The sequence below is a fragment of the Stenotrophomonas sp. YJH_SMC_27 genome (assembly GCF_059369815.1).
In genome coordinates this window covers 466,996-492,142 of the sequence record NZ_JCAFTA010000002.1, presented here as the reverse complement: position 1 = coordinate 492,142, position 25,147 = coordinate 466,996, and the positions used below count along the sequence as shown (strand labels likewise).

At 61.9% G+C, this 25,147-nt stretch carries 28 protein-coding genes; 22 read left to right on the top strand and 6 right to left on the bottom strand.

What is annotated here, in order from left to right; translation table 11 throughout:
• Positions 1-116: 116 nt before the first annotated feature.
• The 6 genes from AC5P7R_RS05830 to AC5P7R_RS05805 all read right to left on the bottom strand — a co-directional run bounded on the left by AC5P7R_RS05830 (position 117) and on the right by AC5P7R_RS05805 (position 4,950).
• Positions 117-1,820, bottom strand: coding sequence for an ATP-binding protein (locus AC5P7R_RS05830; protein WP_478435905.1), 1,704 nt, complete (start codon positions 1,818-1,820; stop codon positions 117-119).
• A 214-nt stretch (positions 1,821-2,034) separates the two neighbouring features.
• Entirely contained in the window at positions 2,035-2,217 is a 183-nt protein-coding gene (locus tag AC5P7R_RS05825) for a hypothetical protein (protein WP_134730813.1), read from the bottom strand.
• A 10-nt stretch (positions 2,218-2,227) separates the two neighbouring features.
• On the bottom strand, positions 2,228-2,476 hold the full coding sequence (locus AC5P7R_RS05820; protein WP_019660301.1) for a hypothetical protein: 249 nt from the start codon (positions 2,474-2,476) through the stop codon (positions 2,228-2,230).
• Positions 2,477-2,729: 253 nt separating this feature from the next.
• Positions 2,730-2,999 (bottom strand): hypothetical protein, encoded by a 270-nt coding sequence (locus AC5P7R_RS05815; RefSeq protein ID WP_019660300.1) that lies wholly within the window; start codon positions 2,997-2,999, stop codon positions 2,730-2,732.
• A 196-nt stretch (positions 3,000-3,195) separates the two neighbouring features.
• Positions 3,196-4,407 carry an MFS transporter gene (locus tag AC5P7R_RS05810; RefSeq protein WP_019660299.1) on the bottom strand — a complete coding sequence of 404 codons (1,212 nt, stop codon included), beginning with the start codon at positions 4,405-4,407 and terminating at the stop codon, positions 3,196-3,198.
• Between the two features lie 246 nt (positions 4,408-4,653).
• Positions 4,654-4,950: a hypothetical protein gene (locus AC5P7R_RS05805; protein WP_239502473.1), complete on the bottom strand. Its 297-nt coding sequence runs from the start codon at positions 4,948-4,950 to the stop codon at positions 4,654-4,656.
• A 129-nt stretch (positions 4,951-5,079) separates the two neighbouring features.
• Here AC5P7R_RS05805 and AC5P7R_RS05800 point away from each other — a divergent pair, with 129 nt between their 5' ends.
• The 22 genes from AC5P7R_RS05800 to AC5P7R_RS05695 all read left to right on the top strand — a co-directional run bounded on the left by AC5P7R_RS05800 (position 5,080) and on the right by AC5P7R_RS05695 (position 25,083).
• On the top strand, positions 5,080-5,337 hold the full coding sequence (locus tag AC5P7R_RS05800; protein ID WP_019660298.1) for a hypothetical protein: 258 nt from the start codon (positions 5,080-5,082) through the stop codon (positions 5,335-5,337).
• Between the two features lie 36 nt (positions 5,338-5,373).
• The gene (locus AC5P7R_RS05795) at positions 5,374-7,053 is read left to right on the top strand and encodes a type IV secretory system conjugative DNA transfer family protein (RefSeq protein ID WP_019660297.1); all 1,680 of its coding nucleotides are present in this window, start codon (positions 5,374-5,376) and stop codon (positions 7,051-7,053) included.
• Between the two features lie 424 nt (positions 7,054-7,477).
• Complete coding sequence (locus AC5P7R_RS05790) at positions 7,478-7,924, top strand: hypothetical protein (RefSeq protein WP_021202791.1); 447 nt, start codon at positions 7,478-7,480, stop codon at positions 7,922-7,924.
• A gap of 89 nt (positions 7,925-8,013) precedes the next feature.
• On the top strand, positions 8,014-9,069 hold the full coding sequence (locus AC5P7R_RS05785) for a VirB8 family type IV secretion system protein (RefSeq protein ID WP_019660295.1): 1,056 nt from the start codon (positions 8,014-8,016) through the stop codon (positions 9,067-9,069).
• Positions 9,066-9,845: a TrbG/VirB9 family P-type conjugative transfer protein gene (locus AC5P7R_RS05780; RefSeq protein ID WP_021202792.1), complete on the top strand. Its 780-nt coding sequence runs from the start codon at positions 9,066-9,068 to the stop codon at positions 9,843-9,845. The genes AC5P7R_RS05785 and AC5P7R_RS05780 overlap by 4 nt, the downstream gene beginning before the upstream one ends.
• Positions 9,842-11,113: a TrbI/VirB10 family protein gene (locus AC5P7R_RS05775; protein ID WP_019660293.1), complete on the top strand. Its 1,272-nt coding sequence runs from the start codon at positions 9,842-9,844 to the stop codon at positions 11,111-11,113. Before AC5P7R_RS05780 ends, AC5P7R_RS05775 begins: the two co-directional genes overlap by 4 nt.
• Before the next feature lie 14 nt (positions 11,114-11,127).
• Positions 11,128-12,171: a P-type DNA transfer ATPase VirB11 gene (virB11, locus tag AC5P7R_RS05770; RefSeq protein ID WP_019660292.1), complete on the top strand. Its 1,044-nt coding sequence runs from the start codon at positions 11,128-11,130 to the stop codon at positions 12,169-12,171.
• A gap of 3 nt (positions 12,172-12,174) precedes the next feature.
• Positions 12,175-13,158, top strand: coding sequence for a lytic transglycosylase domain-containing protein (locus AC5P7R_RS05765; protein WP_171952776.1), 984 nt, complete (start codon positions 12,175-12,177; stop codon positions 13,156-13,158).
• 73 nt (positions 13,159-13,231) lie between these two features.
• The gene (locus AC5P7R_RS05760; protein WP_058981388.1) at positions 13,232-13,642 is read left to right on the top strand and encodes a TrbC/VirB2 family protein; all 411 of its coding nucleotides are present in this window, start codon (positions 13,232-13,234) and stop codon (positions 13,640-13,642) included.
• The gene (locus tag AC5P7R_RS05755) at positions 13,635-13,943 is read left to right on the top strand and encodes a VirB3 family type IV secretion system protein (RefSeq protein WP_019660289.1); all 309 of its coding nucleotides are present in this window, start codon (positions 13,635-13,637) and stop codon (positions 13,941-13,943) included. Before AC5P7R_RS05760 ends, AC5P7R_RS05755 begins: the two co-directional genes overlap by 8 nt.
• An 81-nt stretch (positions 13,944-14,024) precedes the next feature.
• Positions 14,025-16,463: a VirB4 family type IV secretion/conjugal transfer ATPase gene (locus AC5P7R_RS05750; protein ID WP_155029776.1), complete on the top strand. Its 2,439-nt coding sequence runs from the start codon at positions 14,025-14,027 to the stop codon at positions 16,461-16,463.
• Positions 16,464-16,522: 59 nt separating this feature from the next.
• Positions 16,523-17,320 (top strand): hypothetical protein, encoded by a 798-nt coding sequence (locus AC5P7R_RS05745; protein ID WP_019660287.1) that lies wholly within the window; start codon positions 16,523-16,525, stop codon positions 17,318-17,320.
• Between the two features lie 79 nt (positions 17,321-17,399).
• Positions 17,400-18,542: a TrbL/VirB6 family protein gene (locus tag AC5P7R_RS05740; protein ID WP_021202796.1), complete on the top strand. Its 1,143-nt coding sequence runs from the start codon at positions 17,400-17,402 to the stop codon at positions 18,540-18,542.
• A gap of 30 nt (positions 18,543-18,572) precedes the next feature.
• On the top strand, positions 18,573-19,097 hold the full coding sequence (locus tag AC5P7R_RS05735) for a DUF4189 domain-containing protein (RefSeq protein ID WP_194445300.1): 525 nt from the start codon (positions 18,573-18,575) through the stop codon (positions 19,095-19,097).
• A gap of 123 nt (positions 19,098-19,220) precedes the next feature.
• Positions 19,221-19,748, top strand: coding sequence for a DUF4189 domain-containing protein (locus AC5P7R_RS05730; RefSeq protein WP_080241927.1), 528 nt, complete (start codon positions 19,221-19,223; stop codon positions 19,746-19,748).
• Positions 19,749-19,815: 67 nt separating this feature from the next.
• Complete coding sequence (locus tag AC5P7R_RS05725; RefSeq protein WP_478435904.1) at positions 19,816-20,229, top strand: DUF4189 domain-containing protein; 414 nt, start codon at positions 19,816-19,818, stop codon at positions 20,227-20,229.
• A gap of 269 nt (positions 20,230-20,498) precedes the next feature.
• Positions 20,499-20,948, top strand: a complete 450-nt coding sequence (locus AC5P7R_RS05720) for a hypothetical protein (RefSeq protein WP_478435903.1) — start codon at positions 20,499-20,501, stop codon at positions 20,946-20,948.
• Complete coding sequence (locus AC5P7R_RS05715) at positions 20,869-21,525, top strand: DUF4189 domain-containing protein (RefSeq protein WP_080241929.1); 657 nt, start codon at positions 20,869-20,871, stop codon at positions 21,523-21,525. The genes AC5P7R_RS05720 and AC5P7R_RS05715 overlap by 80 nt, the downstream gene beginning before the upstream one ends.
• Positions 21,526-21,853: 328 nt before the next feature.
• A complete protein-coding gene (locus AC5P7R_RS05710) occupies positions 21,854-22,315 on the top strand; it encodes a type IV secretion system protein (RefSeq protein WP_478435902.1) in 462 nt (153 codons plus the stop codon).
• Between the two features lie 35 nt (positions 22,316-22,350).
• The gene (locus AC5P7R_RS05705; RefSeq protein ID WP_134735805.1) at positions 22,351-22,884 is read left to right on the top strand and encodes a DUF4189 domain-containing protein; all 534 of its coding nucleotides are present in this window, start codon (positions 22,351-22,353) and stop codon (positions 22,882-22,884) included.
• A gap of 597 nt (positions 22,885-23,481) precedes the next feature.
• Positions 23,482-24,018: a hypothetical protein gene (locus AC5P7R_RS05700; RefSeq protein ID WP_019660284.1), complete on the top strand. Its 537-nt coding sequence runs from the start codon at positions 23,482-23,484 to the stop codon at positions 24,016-24,018.
• A 57-nt stretch (positions 24,019-24,075) separates the two neighbouring features.
• Positions 24,076-25,083 carry an XVIPCD domain-containing protein gene (locus AC5P7R_RS05695; protein WP_478435901.1) on the top strand — a complete coding sequence of 336 codons (1,008 nt, stop codon included), beginning with the start codon at positions 24,076-24,078 and terminating at the stop codon, positions 25,081-25,083.
• Positions 25,084-25,147 lie beyond the last annotated feature (64 nt).

Genomic DNA, 25,147 nt, shown 5'->3' with positions numbered 1-25,147 from the left:
ACCCGCACACCGGTACGGCCCCCCACGTGCCATCAGCGGTGCGAGGTCGGCGACAAAGCGTCCGCGCTGGAGTCCTCACTGGAACGCGGATTCGGTTCGCTTCAGCAACGCGCCCGCTAGGGCGATGCCACCACGGCCTGCGCGCGGCGCGCGGCCTCGGTCATTACCGAGGCCAGCTGCTTCAACGAGTAAGGCTTGCGCAGCAGGGTAAAGCCGTGGCCCGGATCCCGGGCAAGCAACTCGCTGTAGCCGCTGGTGAGGATGATGGGGAGCTCTGGCAGGCGGTCGCGGATGGTGCGGGCCAGATCCAGGCCGTTCATGCCCGGCATCACGACGTCGCTGAACACCACGTGGAAGCGCGAGGCATCCCGTTCCAGCTCCGCCAAGGCCTCGTCTGCATTGCGCGCAAGCATCACGCTGTAATCGAGCTCGCGCAGGGCGCCAACCGCAAATTCGGCCACGTCGACGTTGTCTTCCACCACGAGCACGCAGACGCCGTGGCCATGCTGCAGCCCCGATTGCGCCGCCGGCCGTTCCGTCGTTTTTCGTGCCTGCGCCAGCGGCAGGTACAGCGTAAAGCGGCTACCGGCGCCCGCCTGGCTCTGCACGTCCACCTCGCCTTCGGACTGCTTGACGAAACCGAACACCTGGCTGAGACCGAGCCCGGTCCCGGCACCGACGCTCTTGGTGGTGAAGAAGGGCTCGAAGATGCGGTCGACCACTGCAGGGTCGATGCCTGCGCCGGTATCGGTGACACTGATGGCAGCAAAGTCGCCCTTCATCGGGGCGGCGAAGCGCACCGAAGGCACCGCAGTGACCTGCTCCACTTCGATGGTCACCCTGCCGTGCCCGTCGATCGCATCGCGGGCGTTGACCGCGATGTTGATCAATGCGGTGTCGAGTTGGGTCCGGTCCAGCAGCACCGGCAACGGCGTACTGGGCAACGACAACGATACCTGGATGCGCGCGCCCAGAACCGTGGTGATGATATCCGAGAGCGCGCGCACGCTTTCGCACAGATCGAAGACCTCCGGCGACAGGCTCTGGCGGCGCGAAAATGCAAGGAGTTGCGCGGTCAGCTTGGTGGCGCGGTCCGATGCTGCTGCAATGGCCTGGATGTAGCGGCGTCGGTTGTCATCTGCCGGCCACGTGTGCAGGAGCATGTCCACCGAACCGGTGATGACCTGCAACAGGTTGTTGAAGTCGTGCGCCACGCCGCCGGTAAGCTGGCCGATCGCCTCCAGCTTCTGCGACTGGCGCAGCTGCTCGCGGGCGCGTACCAGTTCCAGGTGGGCTTCCCGCGCCTGCTCGGTGATCGCCGCGACCTGCCGGCTGTGCAGGTCGCGCTCGATCACCCGTTCGGTCTGCTCGCTCACCACGCACAGGATGCCGGCCACACTGCCGCAGCCGACGCGCAGCGGTGAATAGGAGAACGTCCAGAATGTTTCGCGCATCGAGCCGTCGCGATCCATCATCAATGGCAGGTTCTTGAAGCTGCGGCTGGTGCCGGCAAAGGCATCGTTGACCGCCTGCGCAACGTCCGGCCACACATCGGCCCAGACATCCTCCAGGCGGTTGCCCATCGCGCCGTGCAGCTTTCCTCCCAGCAAGGGCAGGTAGGCATCATTGAAGAAGAAGGCCTTGTCTTCCTTGCCCCAGGCGAGCCAGAGGGGTTCGGGCGAATCCAGGATCATCGCCAGCAACGTGCGAAGCTCGGCGGGGGCGCTGGCAGCATTGGCCGAGCGGGCCCAGTCGCTGTCCTGCAGCAGTCGGTAGGCGAGCTGATCGGGTGCAGAGACAGGCAGGGGAAAAGGATGCATGGCCGCCGATGGCGCAGGAAGGTGGCGCAGCATAGCCGAGCGCGTGTCATGGCGCCCTGCACACACCGGCATGAAGGGCATCGCCACTTTGCGGTAGATGGGGCAGCGTTGCGCCTGTGTCCAGCAGGTTGCTGCTATCGCGGCGCCGCGCGCTGCTCACTACGCCCGCGGACTGCGCCGCACGGAGGGCGCGAAGGCGGCCTGATCGGCGCGTCTAGTCCTTGCGTCCCGCTAGCGCGGCCAGGGCGTCGCGGCCGGCGTCGGTGAGATCGATATCCCCGTCTTCCGCCTGTACCGCCAAACCCGCGTTGACTGCCCACGTCGCCGCGTCGCCGCGCACCGGCTGCGCAGCGGCGATTGCCTCCAGGATCTCCCGCTGTTGCGCCGTCATGCCCATGAGCCGGCCCTCAGATGCCCAGCAACGAGGTCGGTTGCCAATCCGACAGCCTGGCGTGGCTGACCGGTTGGTGGCAGCCGCACTCGTCGCAGCGGAACAGTGCTCCACCCGGAAGGTGAACCAGATTGTCTTCGCTGGCCGAACTGGTCGAGGAGCAATGCCGGCAGGTAACAGTGAGCGCAGTGATGCGCTGCACGCCGCCGGACAGATCGAACACGGCCTCGAATGCGCGAATGACAGGATGGGCAGTGTCCGGCATCTGGATCTCGACAGGGCAGGGAGGTTGGGAAATCGCATCGTCGCGCGTTGGCCGTGATGGCGCAGTCAGCCAGATGCATGGACACGATCAAGACAGGCGCGGCAATGGGGAGCGGTTCCTTTTCAGGGATCCTTTCCAATCAGGTCCCACGGCTTGTCACAGCCGTCGCGCTCGCTTGATCACACTCCACGCCCTTGTTGCAGCGGGTCCCGCAGGACAATGAAGGCGGCAGAAGAAGTCCCGCCCTGCCGGCTCAGGCGATGCAGATCATCAGTACCGTGCACAGCACCAGCATCAGCACGAACACACGCCGGCTCAGCGCCAGGCACGCCAGATAGGCGGCCAGCGCCCATGCAGCCAGCAGCGCGCAGGCCACCAGCCACAGCCCGATGGCCATCACCGATCCGGCCGCCAATGCAGATAACGCGATGGCCTTGAACAGCGCCACGCCCAGCACACTGCCCAGCATGCCGGCCTGCAAGGCAATGGCATCGTGGTGGGCAGGAACGCGGTGGTGGCGCATTGCGGGTCCGGTGCAGGCCGAGGGGCGTCGGCTGCACTTTGCCCAAAGGCACATCCACGAAATGTGTTCATTGCACCCGAAGCGCGTGGTCGAGCATCCTTGGTGGAACACCCCTCGGCAGATTGCAGGTGCTGCCGGTACGAAGCGCCGTGCTGGTCAAGGCGCTGGCATGCACTTGCCTGTGAATGCCGGTTCTTCAGTGGCTGCCGGCGACGGCGGCCTTACGCTTCCTGTCCAGTGACACCGCCACGCACCACAGCAGCAGGCCGCCAATGGCAGTGGCCGCACCGACATAGCCGGTGCTGGCCGGGCTGAAGCCGGCGCTGATCGCCATGCCGCCCAGCCAGGGGCCGAGCGCATTGGCGGTATTGAACGCGGCGTGGTTGGAGGCGGCCGCCAGCGTCTGTGCTTCACCGGCCACGTCCATCAGGCGGGTCTGCAGCACTGCCGCCAGCGCGCCCATGGTGCCGACGGTGATGATCATCGGGCCGATCGTCCACACGGACTGCGCGGCCAGCGGATACAGCAGCAGCATCAGGATCGACCACAGCAGGACCACGGCGGCGGCCTTGAAGTGGAACCTGTCCACCAGCCAGCCACCGGCGATGTTGCCGATGATCGCGCCGATGCCGAACACGCCCACCGCCAGCGGCATCCACGATTCGGCCACGCCGGTGACCTGCACCAGGGTCGGAGCCAGGTAAGTGAACACGCAGAACATGCCAGCGAAGCCGACTGCGCCGATTGCCAACGCCAGCCACACCTGGGACGTGTTGAAGGCGCGCAGTTCGCGCATCGGCGAGGTGCGCACCTCGTCCGGATCCGGCAGCAGGAAGCGGGCGATCATCGCCACGGTGGCGATGGCCAGCACGCTGACCAGGGCAAAGGCGGTGCGCCAGCTCAGCTGCTGGCCCAGCCAGGTGGTCAGCGGGTTGCCGACCAGGATTGCGATCGACAGGCCCAGCAGCACCCGCGACATCGCCTGGCCGCGCTGGCCGGCAGGGCTGATCGCCGCGGCCACCAGCATCGCAACGCCGAAGTAGGCGCCATGCGGGAGGCCGGCGACGAAGCGTGCCGCCAGCATGGTGCCGTAATTGGGTGCCAGCGCGCTGGCGAGGTTGCCCACCGCGTAGAAGCCCATCAGCGCCAACAAGAGCTTGCGGCGCGGGAAGCTGGCACCCACGAAGGCGAGGATCGGCGCACCGACGACAACGCCGATGGCATAGGCGCTGATCAGGTGACCGACCTGCGTTTCGGAGATCGACAAGCCGCGACTGATCTCCAGCATCAGGCCCATGCTGGCGAACTCGCTGGTCCCGATGGCGAAGCCACCCAGAGACAGGGCGAGGATGATCAGGGTGCGCTGACGGGGCGTCAGCCGCGCAGCCAGGGAAGAGGTGGGGCTCATGCGGGGGCGCGACGGGGCGGGGGAGCCCCCCATTGTACTGCTGCACCGCAACAAGGGCAGCAGCGCTCAGGTAAATCAGCGTTCGATCAGTGACACGCCGCCCCCCGCTGTCCGTGCGGCCTGGTCAGATGCCCAGCGCTGCCCGGGCGTGCGCGTACTTGCCGCGCAGGCGCCCGGCCGTCGCCGTGTCGAGCATCGCCAGGCGCTGCGGATCGGCGTTGTCATCCAGATCGGCCCGCTTCACCTTCAGTGCCAGCGGTGCGCGGCAATGCGCGCGTAGTAGCTGTCCGCGTCGGGGGCCGCGGCGCGCTTGAGCAGGTGCAACGCCTCGCGCAGCGGGGCGGGGAATGCCTCGATGCGTGCGGCAAACGCCGGGCAGTCCTCGGCCACATCATGCAGCCACGCCACCACTTCGGCGTCATCGTCGCCGCGCACCGCAGCCGCCACCCGTGCCACATGGCCGATGTAAGGCTGGCCGGCCTTGTCCATCTGGCCGGCGTGCGCCTCGGTGGCCAGGGTGCGGGCAAGTGCTACCCAGTCCATATCGGTCTCGTTGGATATCGGCGCACAGTTTCGCGCAAAAGCAGGAGCGGTTGTCGATGCGGCGATGACACTGCGATGGGCATGATGGCTGGGCAGGGGCGCGGCGTCGCCCCGAGGAGGAGGAGTTCGATGCAGGAATTCAGGCATGTGCTGGAAACCCGTGGCCGCTACCAGCTGGTAGCGGTGTCCCACGAGCCGGTGTACGCTCCGGGCGATGTGGTCGGCCATGCGGTCGTCGCCGACGATGGGGATCGTCTGACCGACCTGGTATCGCTGGCCGAAGCGCGCCAGTTGCTGTTGCAACGGGTGCGTGAAGAGGGCGAAGAGCCCGGGCTGGAGAACGAAAATCACCTGCGGAAAAAGGCGTCGCGCTGGCGCCGCCGCTAGGCCGTCGCGCCCTCGTGCGCATCATGGAGGATTCGGGTGTTGCCCAGTAAGAAGTATCTGCTCATCGCCATCATCACGCTGGCGACCCTGCTGCTTGGTTTCGTGTTTTCCGGCTACCTGACGCTGCTGTTCCTGGGCCTGGATACCAAGCTGTTCACCTGGAACACCTACTACCAGTACTTCAACGCGCTGGACCAGCCACAGGTCGCGCCCTTCGTTGGCAAGATCCGATGGGCCGGCTACGTGGGCTTCGGCCTGCCGCTGCTGGTATTGGTGGTGACCGGCCTGGTGCTGCTGCTGAAGAAGGACAAGCGCTCGCTGCACGGCGATGCACGCTTTGCCACCGGCGCCGACCTGGCCAGGCATGGCATGTTCAAGAAGACTGGCCAGAGCATCGTGGTCGGCAGCCATGGTGGCAAGCTGGTGCGCCTGGATGGCCAGCAGTTCGTCATCCTGGCCGCGCCCACCCGCTCGGGCAAAGGCGTGGGCGTGGTCATCCCGAACCTGCTGGAGTACGGCGAATCGCTGGTGGTGCTGGACATCAAGCAGGAAAACTTCGACCTGACCAGCGGCTGGCGCGCCAGCCAGGGTCAGGAAATCTACCTGTTCAATCCTTTCGCCGAGGACCGGCGAACGCATCGCTGGAATCCGCTCAGCTACGTCTCCGACGATCCGGCGTTCCGCGTCTCGGACCTGATGAGCATCGCTGCGATGCTGTATCCGGATGGGGCCGAGGACCAGAAGTTCTGGGTCAGCCAGGCGCGCAACGCGTTCATGGCCTTCACCCTGTACCTGTTCGAGAACTGGGACGACGAGCGCAGCAGCGGTTTCCCGGGGGGCGCCGGCACGCCCACGCTCGGCGCGGTGTATCGGTTGTCCTCCGGCGACGGGACCGACCTGAAGAAGTACCTCAAGACCCTGTCGGAGCGGCCGTTCCTCAGTGCCAACGCACGTTCGGCCTTCGCCAACATGCTGTCGCAGGCGGACGAGACCTTCGCCTCGATCCTGGGCACCTTCAAGGAGCCGCTGAACCCCTGGATCAACCCGGTGCTGGACAAGGCCACCAGCAGCAACGATTTCCTGCTGACCGACGTCCGCAAGAAGAAGATGACCATCTACATCGGCATCCAGCCGAACAAGCTGGCCGAGAGCCGGCTGATCATCAACCTGTTCTTCAGCCAGCTGATCAACCTCAATACCAAGGAACTGCCCAGGTCCAACCCGGACCTGAAGTACCAGTGCCTGCTGCTGATGGACGAATTCACCTCGATCGGCAAAGTCGAGATCATCGCCTCGGCGGTGTCCTACATGGCTGGCTACAACATCCGCCTGCTGCCGATCATCCAGAGCATGGCCCAGCTCGATGCCACATACGGCCGCGAAGTCTCGCGCACGATCATCACCAACCATGCCCTGCAGATCCTGTACGCGCCGCGTGAGCAGCAGGATGCCAACGACTATTCGGACATGCTGGGCTACACCACGGTGCGCAAGAAGAACGTCACGCATGCCAGAGAGAAGACCCACAACTTCACCGAAGAGCGGCGTGCACTGATGCTGCCGCAGGAGCTGAAGGCGATGGGGCCCGACAAGGAAGTGTTCCTCTACGAAGGCATACCGCATCCGGTGAAATGCGACAAGATCCGCTATTACAAGGATCGCTATTTCACGTCCAGACTGCTGCCGAAGGTCGATGTTCCGATGCTTAACGTCTAATTCACGACGCTAAATTTGTGACTTGGATTCATATTCACTGAAGTGAAAACGTGAGGTAAGTCAAGAATTCGGCATTTGTTCATAGATTTTCAGACTTGTCTGACATGGAATTGACGCGTGGTTGTGCGACCCTATGTCTGTCGTCCAGAAATGTGTGCTGGATGTCAAAGATGTGGCAGTAGGGTGGCCAGGAGTTTGTGCCATGGAAACAAGGATGGTTTCGACGTTGGTGAGGTATGCGGGTGGGTTGTCGGCTATGTCCGGCGGCCCCGCAACTTGGTTGGCAGCCGTTGGCTGCAGGGGAGCCGGAGTGGGTGTGCCGCACGCAGCGCATCCCTCTGATTCCGGCGTGCGCGATGCAGCGCCGGACGACCAGGGGACCAATGCTCGGGACTGCTTTTTCGTACGTCAAAGTGAAGCCCGTATGAATCAGGCGTTTATCGCGAAAATGTCCATCGCCGCAGTGGCGGCGTTGATGGTGGCCGGTTGCGCCACCAAGTCCGCTCCCGATTTCGGAGGCCGCTGGAAGCCGGTCAACCGCTTTGCTGCGACAACGACCGAAATTCCGCTGTACTCCAGCTACGTCTACCAGGCCTCGCCGATGGATGGCACGCTCAAAGCCATGCTCGAGCGCTGGGCCAAGGATTCCGGGCGCACGCTGGACTACCGCCTCAGCTCGGATTTCACCCTGTATGGCGCGGTCTCGAAGATCGATACGACCAACGCGCAGCAGGCCGTGATCGATCTGACATCGGCCTATTCGGCGCAGGGTATCTCGGTCTCCATCGTTGGCAACCAGATCGTTGTGCAGAGCGCTGGCTCGACGCCGACCGCGTCGGCGCAGGGCGCTGATTCCAACAGCGGCACCTGAGTCCACCTCGAAATCATCGAACGTGCCGCTCCCCGCGCCTGTCGCAGGGGTGCCACGCCCATTGATGTTTCAGCAGTACGGAAGAATCCATGTTCCGCAAGAAGGATCCCGGCAATAGCCCCAAGGTCGAGCAGTCGGTCGCCAAGGCGGTCAGCTACGAGATCACCGTGGCCGACATGGCACGCCGCAGCGAGCGGCGTGCATGGTGGGTCGCCACAGGCTCATTGCTGATGTCGCTCGCACTGGCGGGCGGCTACTACTACATGCTGCCGCTGAAGGAAAAGGTGCCGTTCCTGGTGATGGCCGATGCCTACACGGGTACGGCGACCGTCGCGCGGTTGAGTGGCACCTTCCAGGGCGAGACGATCACCACCAACGAAGCGATCAATCGCAGCAACGTCGCCCAGTACGTGCTCGCGCGCGAATCGTATGACTCGGCGGTGATGGGCCTGCGTGACTGGGAACTGGTGTTCGTGATGTCCACCGATCCGGTGGCGCAGTCCATGCGTGTCCGCTATGCCGGCAACAATCCGCAGAACCCGTTCGTGATGTACGGTCGCGAGCGCGCCATCCGGGTCAAGATCCTCAGCATCACGCCATTGGGTGCCGAGCCGAACGGCAGCTTCCGCGGCGCTTCGGTGCGCATCCAGCGCAGCCTGCTGGACAAGCGCACCGGCGTCTCTACCTACCTGGACAACCAGCTGGTGACGATGCGCTTCGAGTACAACCAGAACCTGGCGTTGTCCGAACAGGATCGCATCCTCAATCCGCTGGCCTTCCAGGTCACCGAGTACCGCGTCGACAACGACTATTCGCGTGGCGTGCCGGTGCCGGATGACGGTGCCATGCAGGCGCAGGCGCAGCAGGCCGCACAGGCGGCGCAGCAGGCACAGGGTGTCTACGATCCCAACAATCCGGCCGCAGCCACCATGATCGACCCGGCCACCGGCCAGCCGGTCGCGGTGCCAGCCAACGGCCAGGTACCGGGCCAGGCAATGCCGGGACAGCCTGTACAGGGCCAACCGATGCCGGGTCAGCCGGTGCAGGGGCAAGCAATGCCGGGGCAGGCCATGCCCGGACAGCCGGCCATGAGGCCGGCGCAGAACAATTCCACCGGAACTGCTGATGGAGCAAGCAACCGATGAGTAGTCGAAATATCAGGGGAAGCGCGCTGGCGCTGCTGTCGATGTTGTCGTTGCTGTTCTCAGCAGCGGCGATGGCGCAGGCGGTTGACCACTACGAGTACGAGAAGGACCGCATCTATCCGGTTCGCACCGGCCTGGGCCTGACCACCCAGATCGAGTTGAGCCCGAACGAGAAGATCCTCGACTACAGCACCGGCTTCAGCAGCGGCTGGGAACTGACCCGTCGCGAGAACGTGTTCTACCTCAAGCCGAAGAACGTCGACGTCGACACCAACATGATGGTGCGCACCGAGACCCATTCCTACATCTTCGAACTGAAGGTGGTGGCCACCGACTGGCGCCAGCTGGAGCAGGCCCGTCGTGCAGGCGTGCAGTACAAGATCGCCTTCGTCTATCCCAACGACACCGTGTTCGGTGTCGCCCAGGAAGCGGTGGAGGAAGAGGCCAAACCGCTGTTGAGCTCGGAACTGGCCAAGGACCGCCAGTACAACTTCAACTACTCCTATTCGACCAGCAAGGCGAAGAAGATGGGGTGGCTGATCCCGGTCAACGCCTACGACGATAGCCGTTTCACCTACCTGAAACTGCCGAATTCGCCGGAGTACAAGACCGGCATCTTCCCGGCCGTGTTTGGTCGTGAAACGGAATACGGTGAAGACTTTGTGGTCAACACCACGGTTGAAGGCAATACGCTGATCGTGCACGGGACCTACCCGTACCTGGTCATCCGCCACGGCGACTTCGTCGTCGGCCTGCGAAGGAACGTGAAGAAATGAGCCAGCAGAACACTCCCGGAAACGACCCGAACAATGGACGCGACGAGAGCCAGAGCCCGTACGGCGCACAGGGTGCCGCGGACGCGCCGTCGAATCCCTACTTCGGCACGGCCCAGGCCGAGCCGGCGCCGGATCTGGACGCGGCCGCGCCGCAGCTGCGCTCGGCCGAAGAGCAGCGGCTGAACCGGAAGGCGCTGCTGTTCCTCGGTGGCATCGTGTTGCTGTTGGTGGCCATGGGCTTCCTGCTGTTCCGCAAGGGCCAGGATGACAAGGACGCTGCACAGAAAGTGCCGGAAGTCGCGCGTGTGTCCACGCCGACGCTGCCGGACGCTGTGCAGACGGATCCGGTTCCGTCTCAGGCGATGCAGCCCGTTGACCCGATTCCGATGCTGCCGCCGCCGCCGTCCGGGCCTACTCGCGCAGAACCGGCCTTCAGCATGAGCGAGCGCGAAGCCCCGCGGGGTCCGACGCTCGCCGAGCGCCGGATGGGAGCGTCGGGGAACGGCTTCGTTGGTGCTGGCGACAGCGCGGGCGGTGATGGGCAGGGGGGCCAGGAAGACGAGCTGACCCGTACCCTTCGCCTCCAGGCCCAGATGATGGGTGGACAGCAGAATGCAGCGCCGGCCCGGGTTCGTCGCGGCCCCGATGTTGATGACGTGTCCAATGCCAGCTACATCCGCAGTCCCGATGCGCTGCTGGTGCGGGGTACCTACCTGCGTTGCGTGCTGGAAACCCGCATCATCACCGATATCGCGGGCTACACTTCGTGCCTGCTGACCGAACCGGTGTACTCGATCAACGGCCGCAATCTTCTGCTGCCGAAGGGCTCCAAGATCTATGGCGCCTATGGCGGCGGTCCCACCGGCAAGCGGGTGGAAGTGATCTGGGATCGCATCACTACGCCGAATGGTATCGACGTGGCCATGTCCAGTCCGGGCGTGGATCAGCTGGGCGGCGCCGGGCATCCGGGCCAGTACAGCGCGCACTGGGGCAGCCGTATCGCCTCGGCGCTGATGATCAGTCTGCTGGCGGATGCGTTCAAGTACGCCGCTGCAGAGCATGGCCCGGAAACCACTACCGTGGCGAATAACGGCATGACCATCCAGTCGCCCTATGAGAGCGCCACCGCACGCACCATGGAGCGCTTGGCCAATGAATCGCTGAGCCAGCGTCGTCCGCCGACCGTCACCATCAACCAGGGCACGATCGTGAACGTCTACGTTGCAAAGGACGTTGACTTCACCAACGTGCTGAACCCCCGCCGGTAACCCAACGAACGATCATGGACGCCGAAGTGTCCCCCCTCGCCCTCGTCTCCAGCGATTTCCTGCGCTATCAGTACGAAGTGCTGGGCATCGCCGAGTACATGACTTCTCCGGAAGTGACGGAAATCTGCATCAACCGTCCCGGCGAGCTGTACCTGGAAACCCGGGCGGGGTGGCAGCGGGTGGAGGTGCCGAGCCTGACGTTCGAGCGGGCCCGGCAGTTCTGCACGGCAGTGGTGAACGAGAGCAACACCGGCCAGCGCATCACCGATGCCGATCCGGTGGTGTCGCTCACGTTCCCCACCGGCCAGCGTGCGCAGTTCGTGATTCCGCCGGCCTGTGACGCGGGGAAGGTGTCGATCACCATCCGTTTGCCTTCCAAGCACACCAAGTCGCTCACGCAGTATCACGAAGACGGCTTCTTCAACCAGATTCTGGAAAGCGACGGCAGCATCAGCGAGCAGGATCGCGAACTGCTGGAGCTGCGTCATTCGCGAGAGTACGCCGAGTTCTTCCGGCGTGCGGTGATGTACCGCAAGAACATCGTGGTATCCGGCGCGACCGGCAGCGGCAAGACCACCTTCATGAAGGCGCTGGTCAACCATATCCCGGACAACGAGCGCCTGGTCACCATCGAGGACGCACGCGAGCTGTTTCTGACCCAGCCCAACGTGGTGCACCTGTTGTATTCCAAGGGCGGGCAGAGCACCAGCAATGTGACGGCCAAGAGCTGCATGGAAGCCTGCCTGCGCATGAAGCCCGAACGCATCATCCTGGCCGAGCTGCGCGGTGACGAAGCGTTCTACTTCATCCGCAACTGCGCGTCCGGCCACCCGGGCTCGATCACCAGCTGCCATGCCGGCAGCCCGGAGCAGACCTGGGACCAGCTGGCGCTGATGGTGAAGGCTTCAGCCGAAGGTTCGGGCCTGGAGTTCAACGTGATCAAGCGGTTGTTGATGATGACCATCGACATCGTCGTGCATATCAAGGCGCATGCCGGCTCGCGCTACATCACCGGCATCGACTTCAATCCTGGGCGTGCCCAGGGGCAGGAGGGCTGACCAATGCTGCCAGGACTGGAAATGATGGCGTGCCCGGAAATGGCCGTCTCGATGGACGTGATGCAACACGTCATCAACGTGGAGTCGTCGCGCAACCCGTATGCCATCGGCGTGGTCGGCGGTGCACTGGTGCGTCAGCCCAAGGCGTTGGATGAAGCGCTGGCGACGGTGCGCATGCTGGAAGAGAAGGGCTACAACTTCTCGATCGGGTTGGCCCAGGTCAATCGCTACAACCTGGGCAAATACGGGCTGGATTCCTACGAGAAGGCCTTCCAGCAGTGCCCGAACCTGCAGGCCGGTTCGCGCATTCTCGCCGAGTGCTACAAGCGCTCCGGTGGTGACTGGGGCAAGTCGTTCAGCTGTTACTACTCGGGCAATTTCGAGACCGGCTTCCGTCACGGCTACGTGCAGAAGATCTACGACTCGATCCGCCGCGGCCAGCAGGTCGCCAGCAATGGTGTCGCACCGATCGACGTGGTCAGTCGCGGTGAGCGCCGTGCAGTGAAGGTCGAGCATCATCCGCAGCTCGCTTCGCCGGCGCAGGCGCGCATCGTTGCACAGTCCAATGGCCCGGTGTACGTGCCGTCGGAAGATCCCGCACGCGCCTATGTCGTATACCCGTCCCCCGGTGCGATGGCGCGGGGCAGTCTGCTGAATCTCGCCGACCAGGCGCTGTCCAAGGTGGTGCTGGGTTCGGTGGACAGGATGATGCAGCCCCAGGCGCAGCCCAACCAAGAGGCCACCTATCCCCAGCAACAGGCCGGTGGCATGCCGCAGCAGCTGCCCAAACAGCGTGCTGCGCAGGCGATGGCCATGCCGCAGCAGTTGCCGGGCGCTGCCGGTGCCACCAATGAGGGGCCCGTGATGCTGCGGCCCTGGAGCGAGCGGAACCAGCCTGTAGCGGGTGCCGACAATTCGTACAACGCGCCGGTGCAGACCGCACCGGTGCAGCAGATTCCCGCAGGGGATGCGGCCTTCGTGTTCTGACGAAGTCGTGGTGCGGCCAGTCCCCCGGCTGGCCGATTCAGTTGTGTTAGTCCATCAACAAGGAAATCAATCCATGAAGCGATCCAATCTCGACCTCGTCCAGGCCCAGCGCACGCTGAAGACCCTGCTGATGGCCACGGTTTTCGTCGGCGCCATGTTCGCCCCGCAGGTCTTCGCCAACGGTGCCGTCGACTTCGGCGGCACCGACAAGAAGGTGTGCGGCTTCTTCAACAACATCAACGGCCTGCTGAACATCGCCTCGATCGCCGTGGTCACCATCGCGGTGATCTTCGCCGGTTATCAGATCGCGTTCGCGCACAAGCGCATCGCTGACGTTGCACCGATTCTGATCGGCGGCGTGCTGATCGGCGCTGCGGGCCAGATCGCGCGCATGCTGCTGGGTGATGGTAGCGACGGCAAGTGTGGTGGTGGCACCAGCACCTCCTACCTGATCAACCATGTGATCCAGTACTACAGTGCATAAGAACGTCGTGTTCCGCGGCTGCACGCGCCCAGCGATGTTCCTGGGCGTGCCCTATCTGCCATTTTTCATGGTGGCAGGTGGCTTGCTGCTGCTCAGCATGTACACGAACTTCTGGTTCCTGCTCACCATTCCGGTGGCGGTCTTCATCATGCGGCAGATGGCCAAGCGTGACGAAATGATCTTCCGCCTGTTGGGCCTGCGCCTGATGTTCAAGCTGAAAGTCCGCAACGTGCAGGAACACGATGGCATGTGGGTGTTCAACCCCAACCATTACCGCGACAAGCCGGCCCGAATGGATTGAGGTCCGGATCCGGCCTGGCGGGCGTCCGCGCCCGTCGGGTCTGTTGAAACTTTTTGGCAGTACCTCTTTGGAAGCAGTCGTATGTTCAGCCCAGACACCTCCATCAGCGAGTTCATTCCATTGTCGTCGCACGTCGCCCCGAACGTGGTCAAGACCACGGGCGGCGACTACCTGCTGACCTGGCATCTGGAAGGGCTGCCGTTCGTCGGCCGTGAGGAGTGGGAGCTTGAGCATCGCCACAACACGTTCAACCGCCTGCTGCAGACGCTGCGCGCGCCGGATTTCGTCAACGTCGCCTTCTGGGTGCACGACATCCGTCGTCGCCGGACCCTGAAGGGCAGGAGCAACTACAAGCAGCGCTTCAACCAGGATGTGTCCGATCAGTACATGGGCATGTTGTCCTCACAGCGCATCATGCAGAACGAGCTGTACCTGACCATGATCTACCGCCCCGTGGTGGCGGGTAAGCGTTTCGTCGAGAAGTCGGCGAACGTGGACAAGCTGCGCGCCGAGCAGGAGCAGGCAGTAGAAAAGTTGATGGAGCTGGCCGGCAACGTCGAGGCCGTCATCCGCGACTATGCGCCGTACCGCCTGGGAATGTACGAGGCAAAGAACGGCGTGGTGTTCTCTGAAACGCTAGAGCTGTTCGGCTACCTGATCAATCGCATCGACGAGCCGGTGCCGGTGCTGTCGGCACCGATCAAGGACTACCTGCCAGTGAGCCGGCACATGTTTTCGGCCAAGACCGGTGACTTCGTCATCAACACCCCCAACGGTGCCAACCACTTCGGCGCCATCCTGAACATCAAGGAATATGCTGAGGGAACGTACCCGGGCATCCTCAACGGCCTGAAGTACCTGGACTACGAGTACGTCATCACCCATTCGTTCAGCCCGATGGGGCGCCAGGACGCGCTCAAGGTGCTCGACCGCACCAAGGGCATGATGATCTCCTCCGGCGACAAGGCGGTCAGCCAGATCGTCGAGCTGGACCAGGCGATGGATCAGCTCTCGTCGGGCAATTTCGTGCTCGGCGAGTATCACTTCATCATGGCGGTCTACGGCGACAGCCAGGCCAAGCTGTCACAGAACGTGGCCACGACGCGCGCCGAGCTGTCCAATGCCGGTTTTGTGTCGACCAAGGAAGATCTGGCCGTCACCTCGTCCTTCTATTCGCAGCTGCCAGCCAACTGGCGCTACCGCACCCGCCTGGCCAATGTCAGCTCGCTGAACTTCCTGGGGCTGTCGCCGCTGCACAATTTTGCTACCGGCAAGCAGCACAACAACCCGTGGGGCGACTGCGTCACCACGCTGCAGACCACCAACGGCCAGCCGTACTACTTCAATTTCCACGCGACCCATCCGTCAGAGAACTCGTTGGGCGAGAAGGCGATCGCCAACACCATGGTGATTGGTAAGTCGGGTACCGGTAAGACTGCGCTGATCAACTTCCTGCTCAGCCAGGTGCAGAAGTACGAGCCGTCGCCGACCATCTTCTTCTTCGACAAGGACCGTGGTGCGGAGATCTTCGTCCGTGCCTGCGGTGGTAACTATCTGGCTCTGGAGAACGGCGCGCCGACCGGCTTCAACCCGTTCCAATGCGAGAACAATGAAGCCAACGTTCAGTTCCTGGCCGACTTGATCAAGGTGCTGGCCGGCAAGCGTGAGTACAGTGCGCGCGAGGAAGAGGACATCTACCGCGCAGTGGAAAGCATGCTCGATACGCCGATGCACCTGCGCAGCATGACCAACTTCCAGAAGAGCCTGCCCAACATGGGCGACGATGGGCTCTACGCGCGCATGCGCCGCTGGACCTCGGGCAATTCGCTGGGCTGGGTGTTCGACAATCCGGTCGACACCGTTGATCTGAGCAAGGCCAACATCATCGGCTTCGACTACACCGACATCATTGACAACCCCGAAGTACGCGTGCCGGTCATCAATTACCTGCTGCACCGCCTGGAGTCGCTGATCGATGGTCGTCCGCTGATCTACGTGATGGACGAATTCTGGAAGATCCTGGACGGCGAGGGTGGCCTGAAGGAATTCGCCAAGAACAAGCAGAAGACCATCCGTAAGCAGAACGGTCTGGGCATCTTCGCGACGCAGAGCCCGGAGGACGCGCTGAAGAGTGATATCTCTGCCGCCCTGATTGAACAGACCGCCACGCTGATCCTGCTGCCGAACCCGAATGCCAGCAAGAGCGACTACATGGATGGCCTGAAGCTGACCGAGGCCGAGTTCAGGGTGGTCACCGCCTTGGACGAGCGCTCGCGCTGCTTCCTGGTCAAGCAGGGCCATGCGTCCAGCGTCTGCCAGCTCAACCTGCGTGGGATGGACGACATCCTGTCGGTGATCTCGGCCTCGACCGACAACATCGACATCATGCATCGGGTGTTGCAGACGGCTGCAGTCCGCAATCGGATCACCGTGGACGAGCTCACGCCGGAACAGTGGTTGGAAGATTTCTACAAGAACCGGAAGGGTTCGGGGAAGGAACCCCGTTCCGACGCTGCCTGATGGCAGCGCAAGCAGGAGACAGGCAAGTGGATGTCAATCTGAACAACAGGAGTTTTGCCATGAACATCGTCAAGCGTCGGGCCAGCGCCCGCAAGGTACTCAAGCCGGTGGCCAAGGTGCTGGGTGTTGCCTTGGCGCTGTCTGCCACCAACGCTGGGGCATTTGGTCCGGTGCAGGAAACCGGTCCAGCGCTGATGCAGCACATCTGGAACCAGTTCAATACCCTGCAGTCCAAGGTGCAGGAGAAGACCCAGTTCGTCAGAGAAAATACACAGTGGCTTCAGGACTGGAACCAGACCATCAAGGAGTATGGCGAGATGCTGGTTCAGGTGCAGGGTATCGTCAACAACTTCGGTCTTCCTTCCGCTGCACAGCTGACGCCCGTTTCGCCCAAGTACCTGGTCGCTGAAACCTGTGGCACCGGCGCAGATTTGAAGGACATGCTGCCCAACATCATTTTCAATTCAAAGGGCGACTGGAAGAGCCAGCAGACGCAGATCTGCGTGAACATCCGCATGATGCAGAATCGCAAATACAACGATGCGGTTTACTTCATGCAGACGACCGGGCCTGCGTTCCTGAAGAGCATGGATGACATCGCGCAGTTGCGTTTTGGTAGCAATCGGCTCGGTGACATGAACGCAGTGGCGAACGACTCGATGCGTACTGCGAACGAAATGAACGCAACGATCAAGAACTTTGAAGCCCGGATCAAGGCATACGACGCCTACATCGATGTGATGGAGGCCAATCAGAAGGTCGTCGCCCAGTCTGCGCTCAAGGGCGATCCAACCAAGACCGTCATCAGTGACCTGGTCAAGACAGCAGCGCTGAAGACGGCGTTGTCCATCGACTGATGCGTGGAATGAAGCACCTGAGGTTCGAGTCCCTACGGGGCGCCTCAAGCGATAGCGGTATCACCAAGGGAATGTGGGTATGACGATCAGGTCGATTGCCAACTTTGATTTTTCGGGCGGATTCCAGGATTTGATGGGGCACGTGGCGCGCGTCCAGTCGGTCGGCGACTTCGTTTTCTTCAAGCTCATCCTGGACTATCTGCGGGAGCGAATCGGCAAGTTCGGCTTCGACGTCATGGACAACATGATGGCGTGGGTGGGCGGAATGGCGCTGACCCTCATGACCTTGTGGGTCCTCATTCAGGGCTATCGTATCGTCACCGGACGCAGCCGCGATTCGATGATGATCTTGGTGACCAACATGGCGCGCGCCGCACTTATCGTGGCTGTAGCGACAAGCATGGGCATGTTTGGCCGGGATCTTCATGAATTCCTGACCGAGGACGTGAAGGGTCTCATCACCCATGTCGTTACCGGGAAGGATCAGAAGCCCGAGGAGCAGATCGACAAGAGCTTGGCCTGGATGCAGGTTGCGCTGTCCAGTGTGGATGGAATCAAGATCCTGAATGACCCGGGGCTGCAGGAAGACAAGACACGAGCCATGTGGTTCATCGGCTTGGGTACGGGCGGCCCGGCGGTGACTGCTGGCTCGATGCTGTTGCTCTATGAGGTCGCGATGGCGTTGTTCATCGGTTTCGGCCCACTGTTCATCCTCTGTCTGTTGTTCGATCAGACCAAACAATTGTTCCAGCGATGGCTCTTCTACGGAATCGGGACCATGTTCTCGATGGCGGTGCTGTCGGCAATGGTGTCCATTGCATTGGATATGGTGATCCGCGTGTCTTCCTCGTTCTGGGCGACGGCGCTGGTGAACAGGTTCCTGCTTGACGGGGCTTCCAGCGACGGTATGACCAGTCAGGCGATGCAGCAGGGCGGCATGGGCCTGATTCTGACGACCTTGATTCTGACTGCGCCCCCAATGGCAGCCATGTTCTTCCAGGGTACCTTGGGTAGCTTCATGGCATATTCGCAGATAGGTGGTAGTGCGGCCTCAACTCCTAGTGCTGATGGTCGGCCTCCGGGTACCTACACACCTCCTTCGCCATCGAAGAGCGAAGGGCATTCGAGTCATCAGGATGGTGGTGTCACTATAAGGAACTCTGCTCCAAGCACTTACACGCCGTCCAATCAGAAGCAGGGGCAGTATGGCTTGGCGGATTGATGGATCTGACTTAGGTTTAAGGATGTGTGTATGAATAGTGACCGGGCAGCTCAAGTTCTGAGGTGCGCTCTTGCAGCAGTCCTAATTTTTGGGGGCGGCGGCGCTGCCTTCGCCGAAGGACGGTGTCCTCCAGGCCAGTATCCGATTGGCGGGCAGGGTGCCGGCGGATGCGCGCCAATACCTGCTGGTGGATCAGGAGCGGAAAGCCCGCGTCCAACGGGGCGGTGGATCAAGACTTGGGGAGCATTTGCCGCCTCGCCTTCCGGAATCGCAGGAGCGGCAAGTGGGTGGAGGAAGAAGGCAGATGCGGGAAGCGCGGCGGTGAGATCCTGCTCTGATGCAGGCGGTCGGGATTGCCGAGTGAAGTTCACCTATAAGAATCAATGCGCGACGGCGGCTGTCTCGAATGCGGGAACCGGGGGGACTTTCTACTCTGCTGCAGCCACAAAGGAGGAGGCGGAAGGCCTATCCTTGGCGCAATGTCGTGCTGCTTCCAAAGAGACATGTGAAGTTGTCATGTCCAATTGCACCGAGCCGGAGTTTGAGAAATTCTGAGTCATTGCCCGCTTTTTTCTGATGACGCTGCGATAGAATGGCCCGCCGTTGAGCGGGCTATTTCTTTTCTGCGCCCATCAAGCTAAGAAAAAACGCTACTCTTGATGTTGGGAGATTCCCGGTATGATCAGGCGTTCAGTCGCGGCGAGTTTGGTCGCAGCAATTGTGGTGGCGGGTGCTGCGCTCACATCTGAGTCGGTCTGGGCAGAGGGGCGGTGTCCACCCGGTCAGTATCCCATCGGAGGGCAGGGCATTGGTGGGTGTGCGCCTATGCCTGGCGGTGCTGCCACTGAGGACGTTGGACCCAAAGCAACCGGCCGTTGGATAAAGACTTGGGGTGCCATTGCGCTATCCCCAAGCGGCGCATCCGGTGCATCGACAGGCAAGAAGAGTAAGTCTTTGGCTGCGAAGGAGGCCGAAGCAGTCTGTGCGCAAGAGGGTGCTAGCGGCTGCAAAGTTGCTTTTGCCTATAATAATCAGTGCGCGGTTGCAGTGGTGCCCAAGTCGGGGACAGGGGGGACTCTTTTCAGTAGCTCGCCGACAATTGAAGAATCAAAAACCCGTGCATTGAAGCAATGTGAGAGTGGCGGGGGCAGCGATTGCCAGGTGATCTTCGAGAATTGCGCTGAACCTGAATTCCAGAAATTCTAGTGGATGAGCGTAGGGGAATGCACGCTGGGGCTCTTCAGGTGCATGACGTTTTCTGAGTGTCCGTCGCATGAAGGCCGAGTTGTCAGTCCCGCTGTCGCAGTTTTTTCTCAGTTCAAACTTGTCAATCTTGATCTTGGGACGGAGTAACGTAGCTTCTGCCGGAGGGCCATGTCCTCTTGGGCCGTACCCGATCGGCCAGCAGGGGGGCGGGTGGCTCGCCCCGATTGACGCGGCTTCTGAGTCGCTTGCCAATTGTGGGCAGCGTGGAGCAACGGATTGCAAGGTTGTGCTGGCGTTCAATAATCAATGCGCTGCGTTCGTATCTCTCAGTGACTCAAGGTTTGGTGGCTCTACGTTTGCGCGTGCGGCTTCTGTCGATGCTGCGAGCAAGATGGCTGTGGATGCTTGCGTGAGACGGGGAAGTGACGGTTGCAAGGTCATTTACTCCGGGTGGACCGAGCCAGAGTTTGAGAAATTCTGATTTAGGTTTCGGCTGCTGTTATGCTTGGAAACGACAAGTAACCGGGATTTGCAGATCGAAGAGCGCCTGTCGTCGATACACGGGGCTCCGTCAAACCTCGATTGCATAAATCATCTGAGTGATTCCGGACTTCAACAAGAAAAAGCTCGGGTCATTCGCTTAATCGCCCCCGGCACGGGTGGCCCAGCAGTGATCGTGAGTTCAATGTTGCTGCTGTCCAACAAACCAAGCAGTTGTTCCAACGATGGCTGTTCTGCGGTATTGGAACCATGTTCTCCATGGCGGTGCTGGCGGCGATGGTCTCGATCGCGCTGGACATGGTGATCCGCGTGTCCGCCTCGTTCTGGATGACGGCGCTTGTGAACAAGTTCCCGCTTATAGGCTCATCCTGTGACTGTATGACCAGTCAGGCGCTACAGCAGGGCGGCATGGGCCTCATTCTGACGACCTTGATGCTGAGTGCGCCCCCAATGGCAGCCATGTTTCTTCCAGGGCACCTTGGGCAGCTTCATGGCATATTCGCAGATAGGTGGCAGCCCGGCGGCGCAGGCACCGGGCCCGAGTGGGCAACCGCCGGTAGCTATACGCCGGCGCAGACGAAGGATGGCTCAAGTGCTCCATCGGTGAAATCTGCAGAAGATGCAACTTCCAGTTATGGAATCGGTTGGCCAGGTTATATTAAGCAAGATGCCGGGAAATATGGATGGGCAGGTGCCTGACGGTGGAGCAATAATATTGAATGGTAGAGGTGGGTACATGAAGTGCTTTGCGATGCTTTTTCTGCTTGCCATTTCTAGCGTGGCGTTGGCAGAAGGGCGTTGCCCGCCAGGGCAGTACCCAATTGGAGGGCAGGGTGTGGGCGGCTGTGCGCCCATACCTGGTGGACAAGCCAGTGCTGAGAGCGGCAGCCCAGTGCCAACGGGTAGATGGGAAACCCGGTGGGGTGCGCTAGCCCAGGATGTGGGTCGTCGAACAAGTGAGGTTTTGGCGATTGGTGTGGCGGAGGCCAGAAAATCAAAGCGAGAAGCGAAGTCTCTAGCGCTCTCTGAGTGTCGGCGGATGGGTGGGCAAGAGTGTGAAATTATTCTCGAATATCACAATCAGTGCGTCGCACTAGCCGGACCGGTGATTGGTTCTGTTCCCCTAATGAACGTGAAGACTGTGGCATATCGCTCGCCGAATGAGCGCGATGCGAAGGCAGAATCAGTGCGGCTCTGTGAGGCCGAAGGTAAAGGGCGCAGTTGTGCCGTTATCTACTCTGCGTGCAGTATGTCTGAGTTTAAGTCTTTCCGCTGATTTGAATCCTGGTAGTATGGGTATTGTGCATGCTGGAGTTTTGCTTGTCTATTCTAGGAGTGGCCTACTGAGAAGTGGGTCATTTCTATTTTCACTTAAGATGTCGACTTTGTGCTAAGGGTGGGCGTCACTGTTCATAAGCTCAGTCAACGTGAGTGCGTGGAGTTGCCTTTGAAGATCAAACTTCGGTCTGCAGTTCAACCATATTTTTCTACAGGTAGTACTGCGTTCATTGGCTCGGTGCGAAGTTAATAACTCATCCATTGTCGAACAGACCAAGCAGCTGTTCCAACGATGGCTGTTCTGCGGTATTGGAACCATGTTCTCCATGACGATGCTGGCTGCGATGACCGGCATTGACATGGAAATGGTGGTTCGCTTGCCGGCTTCGTTCTGGGGCGCGTCTGGGCTGGGTGCATTGCTGGGTTCGAACCTGACCGAGGGCATGAGCAGCACGGCGCTGCAGCAGGGCGGCATGGGCCTGATGCTGACGACGCTGATCCTGACTGCGCCCCCAATGGCTGCGATGTTCTTTCATGGCACCCTGGGTATCTTCATGGCAGATTCGCAGATAGGTGGTAGCGCCGTGCCGACCTCGCCGGGACCGACTGGGCAGCCGCCGGGTTCTAGTGGGTCGGGTGGTATGTTTACGCCTCCCGCGCCAGCTTTGAACCCAAGTACCGGTGTGTTGGCCAACCCGAGTGCGACACCTAGGCTCCAAGGTCAGGGCGAAGTGCAATCTACTTCAGGTCCAGGTTTGCGGGGCAATGCTCCCTCCGGCAACACTTGATTGACCAAAATTGTCGTCAATGGGATCCCGTCCGCATGAAATCGCTGTTGCCTGCATTGATGGTCCTGATGGTTGGAACTGCTTGGAGCATTGATTCCGCCTCGGCAGAGGGAAATTGTCCGCCTGGCTTCTACCCAATCGGAGGACAGGGTGTTCAAGGGTGCGCTCCGATTCCTGGCGCCAATACCGGGGCGACGGAGCGGCGGGGAGCTTCGAAACCACGGATGCGCTATATGGATCAATGGGGGGGCATAGCGTTTTCTGAGACTACGAGCGACGCGGGTGATGTGGTCGGTCGCGATAGCGAGGCTCTGGCTGAGTCCGAGGCCTTGCGACAATGTGGTAGGAATGGGGCGCGTGACTGCAAGATGATCCTGAAATACAGAAACCAATGCGCCGCTTGGGTGATGCCCTCGGAGAATAGAGCGGGTGCGGCAGGTGGTTTGGGGACTGGTTCCTCGGAGGCTCTCGCAGTGGTGGCGGCCAAAAAGAACTGTGTCGATCCATCCCAGAAGGGATGCCACGTCGTATACAGTGCGTGCAGTCTCCCCGTTTTAGTGAGAGGGTGAACTACAGCGCTGAAGAAGTTTGGCCGGCAAGAACGCTACGACCTGTCGAGTCCTGGTACGTCCACAGGTGTGTTTGCGGACACGGCAGGGGCTCCCTGCTTGTGATTGGTCTTCAGGAGTGACTGAGCAGAACGTGCATCGAGGCATCCCTTAGGGAGGGTCCTGCGGGCTCTGATGCAGTTCCAGATCAGACTGACATTGATTCTTGTGAAAGCCGCCGGCCAGTTCCGTGGGCTTTGCACTTTCAATTCTTTCCGGCTGCTATCAGCCTTCGATTCGGCAACAAGTCGCGCTAACCGCACTTTTTTGTGATCAAGTGCGCTTTTCATCCCAAGCCCCCTTCGACGAGCGCTGCCTCCTCGAAGTAAGCTGCGTGCGCGTCAAAATCCCGACGCGCCGGTGCCATCGAACGCAGGAGCTTTTCCGTCCATGAGGACTGTGTCCCCCCGCAGTGCGGGTGACGCTTGCCACCATCGCGGTTGCCGTGGGCTCGGGGCTATCATCCGCCATGGCGGCCGCCGGGCACGTGCGGGGCATCGCCCCGTTTCCGGCCTCCGCTCGGGAACTGGCAAGACGGGATTGAAGGAGTTGCAGGGGATGGAGAAGGGGAGTGGCACGCACATGGACAATGCCCTGGCGTTCGTTCCGTCCGGCGCGAACCTGCTGGAAGCTGTACGCGGCGATCTGACCGGCAATGGTTTCCAGGACCAGCTGCTGGTGATCGACCAACCACCTCCGGAGGGCTTGTTGCCCGGCGAGCACGGACCGAACCGGGTCCTGCTGTTGCTGCTGGGTGATGCCACGGGCCGCTGGCAGCTGGCGGCACGCAACGACAAGCTGGTGCCGTGCTCAACGCGCGGTGGCATGGCCGGTGATCCCTTCGCCTACGTGACGATTGAAGACGGCGCGTTCAGCGTGATCACCAACGGCGGCAGCCGCGAACGCTGGAGCAGCGTCTACACCTTCCGGTATGCACCTGCCGAGCAGGCGTGCTGGGTGCATGGCGTGCAGCGCAAGGTGGTGGACACCGAAACCGAAGCGACCCACACGCGCGATTTCTCCGCGGCCGAGCTTGGCCGGGTGCGATTCGAGGATTTCGACCCTTCCGTCGTCGCCGACGTGAGCTTGCCCTGAGTGCCATGCCGGTGAGGAGGCGGGAGTATCCAACGATGATCGAGCAGGAGTTTCACCGTGTCGCAGGATAGGGAGTCGTTGCTGTTGCGGCAGGCCACGGAGGCCGGCATGACTTCGTCCCGGGAACTGGCCAACTTCATGGCGCAGGCCGGGCATGAATCCCGTGGCTTGAGCCGTCTCAACGAGAGTTTCAACTTCACCCGGGGCATCTCGCAGATCCCGGTGGAAGCTGCGTGGCGCAATGGCAAGGCTGCGTTGGAGAGCGCCCGCCAGGAAGCGCTGCGTGGCCGCCCGGAAAACCTGGCTGAGCTGATGTACGGCGGACGCATGGGCAATGATGTGCCCGGCGACGCATTGAAGTACCACGGCCGCGGCTATCTGCCGTTGGTCGGCAAGGAGAATTACGAGCGTGCCGGCAAAGCGCTGGATCTGGACCTGGTGAATCACCCGGAACTGGCCGCGCAGCCCGAGCATGCAGGCCGCATTGCCGTGTGGCAGTGGCAGACGCGGGTGCCGGAAGCGGCGCGCGAGGACGTGCGCGAAGCGACGCGCGCGATCAATGGTGGCCTGAACGGCATCGAGGCCCGCCAGCAGCGATTCGAGGCGTGGCAGCAGAAGCTGACGCCTGATGTGATGGCGCGGCTGGAGCGGGGCGAAGTCGGGGCGCCGGCCCAGCAGGCCACCGTGCGCGACATGTCGCAGCCTGGCGCGCCGGGGCATGCCCTGTTCCAGGGCGCCCGCCACCATCTGCAGCAGATGGGACCACAAAGCGGTCTGCGCAGCGTGCAGGAACTGGACAATGCTGCCGGCGCACTGGCGCTGAGCGCGCAGAAGGCGGGGATGTCGCGCATCGATCATCTACTGGCTGGCAACGACGGTCGCACGTTGTTTGCCGTGCAGGGCGCGCTGGGTGACCCAGCCATGCTGCGCGCTTCGGTCGAGCGCGAACAGGCGGCGCAGCAGCCGCTGGCGCAGAGCAGCCAGCAGTTGGCCGCCAGTGTCGCCCAGCAGGACCCCGCGGCCGCGCTCGCCCGCGAGCAGGAGCAGCGCTCTCGATCCCTGTAGCACCTGATGCCGGCGGGCAGAGTGCCCGCAGGCGCTTTACGTACGACGCGTGGCGCCCTGTGGC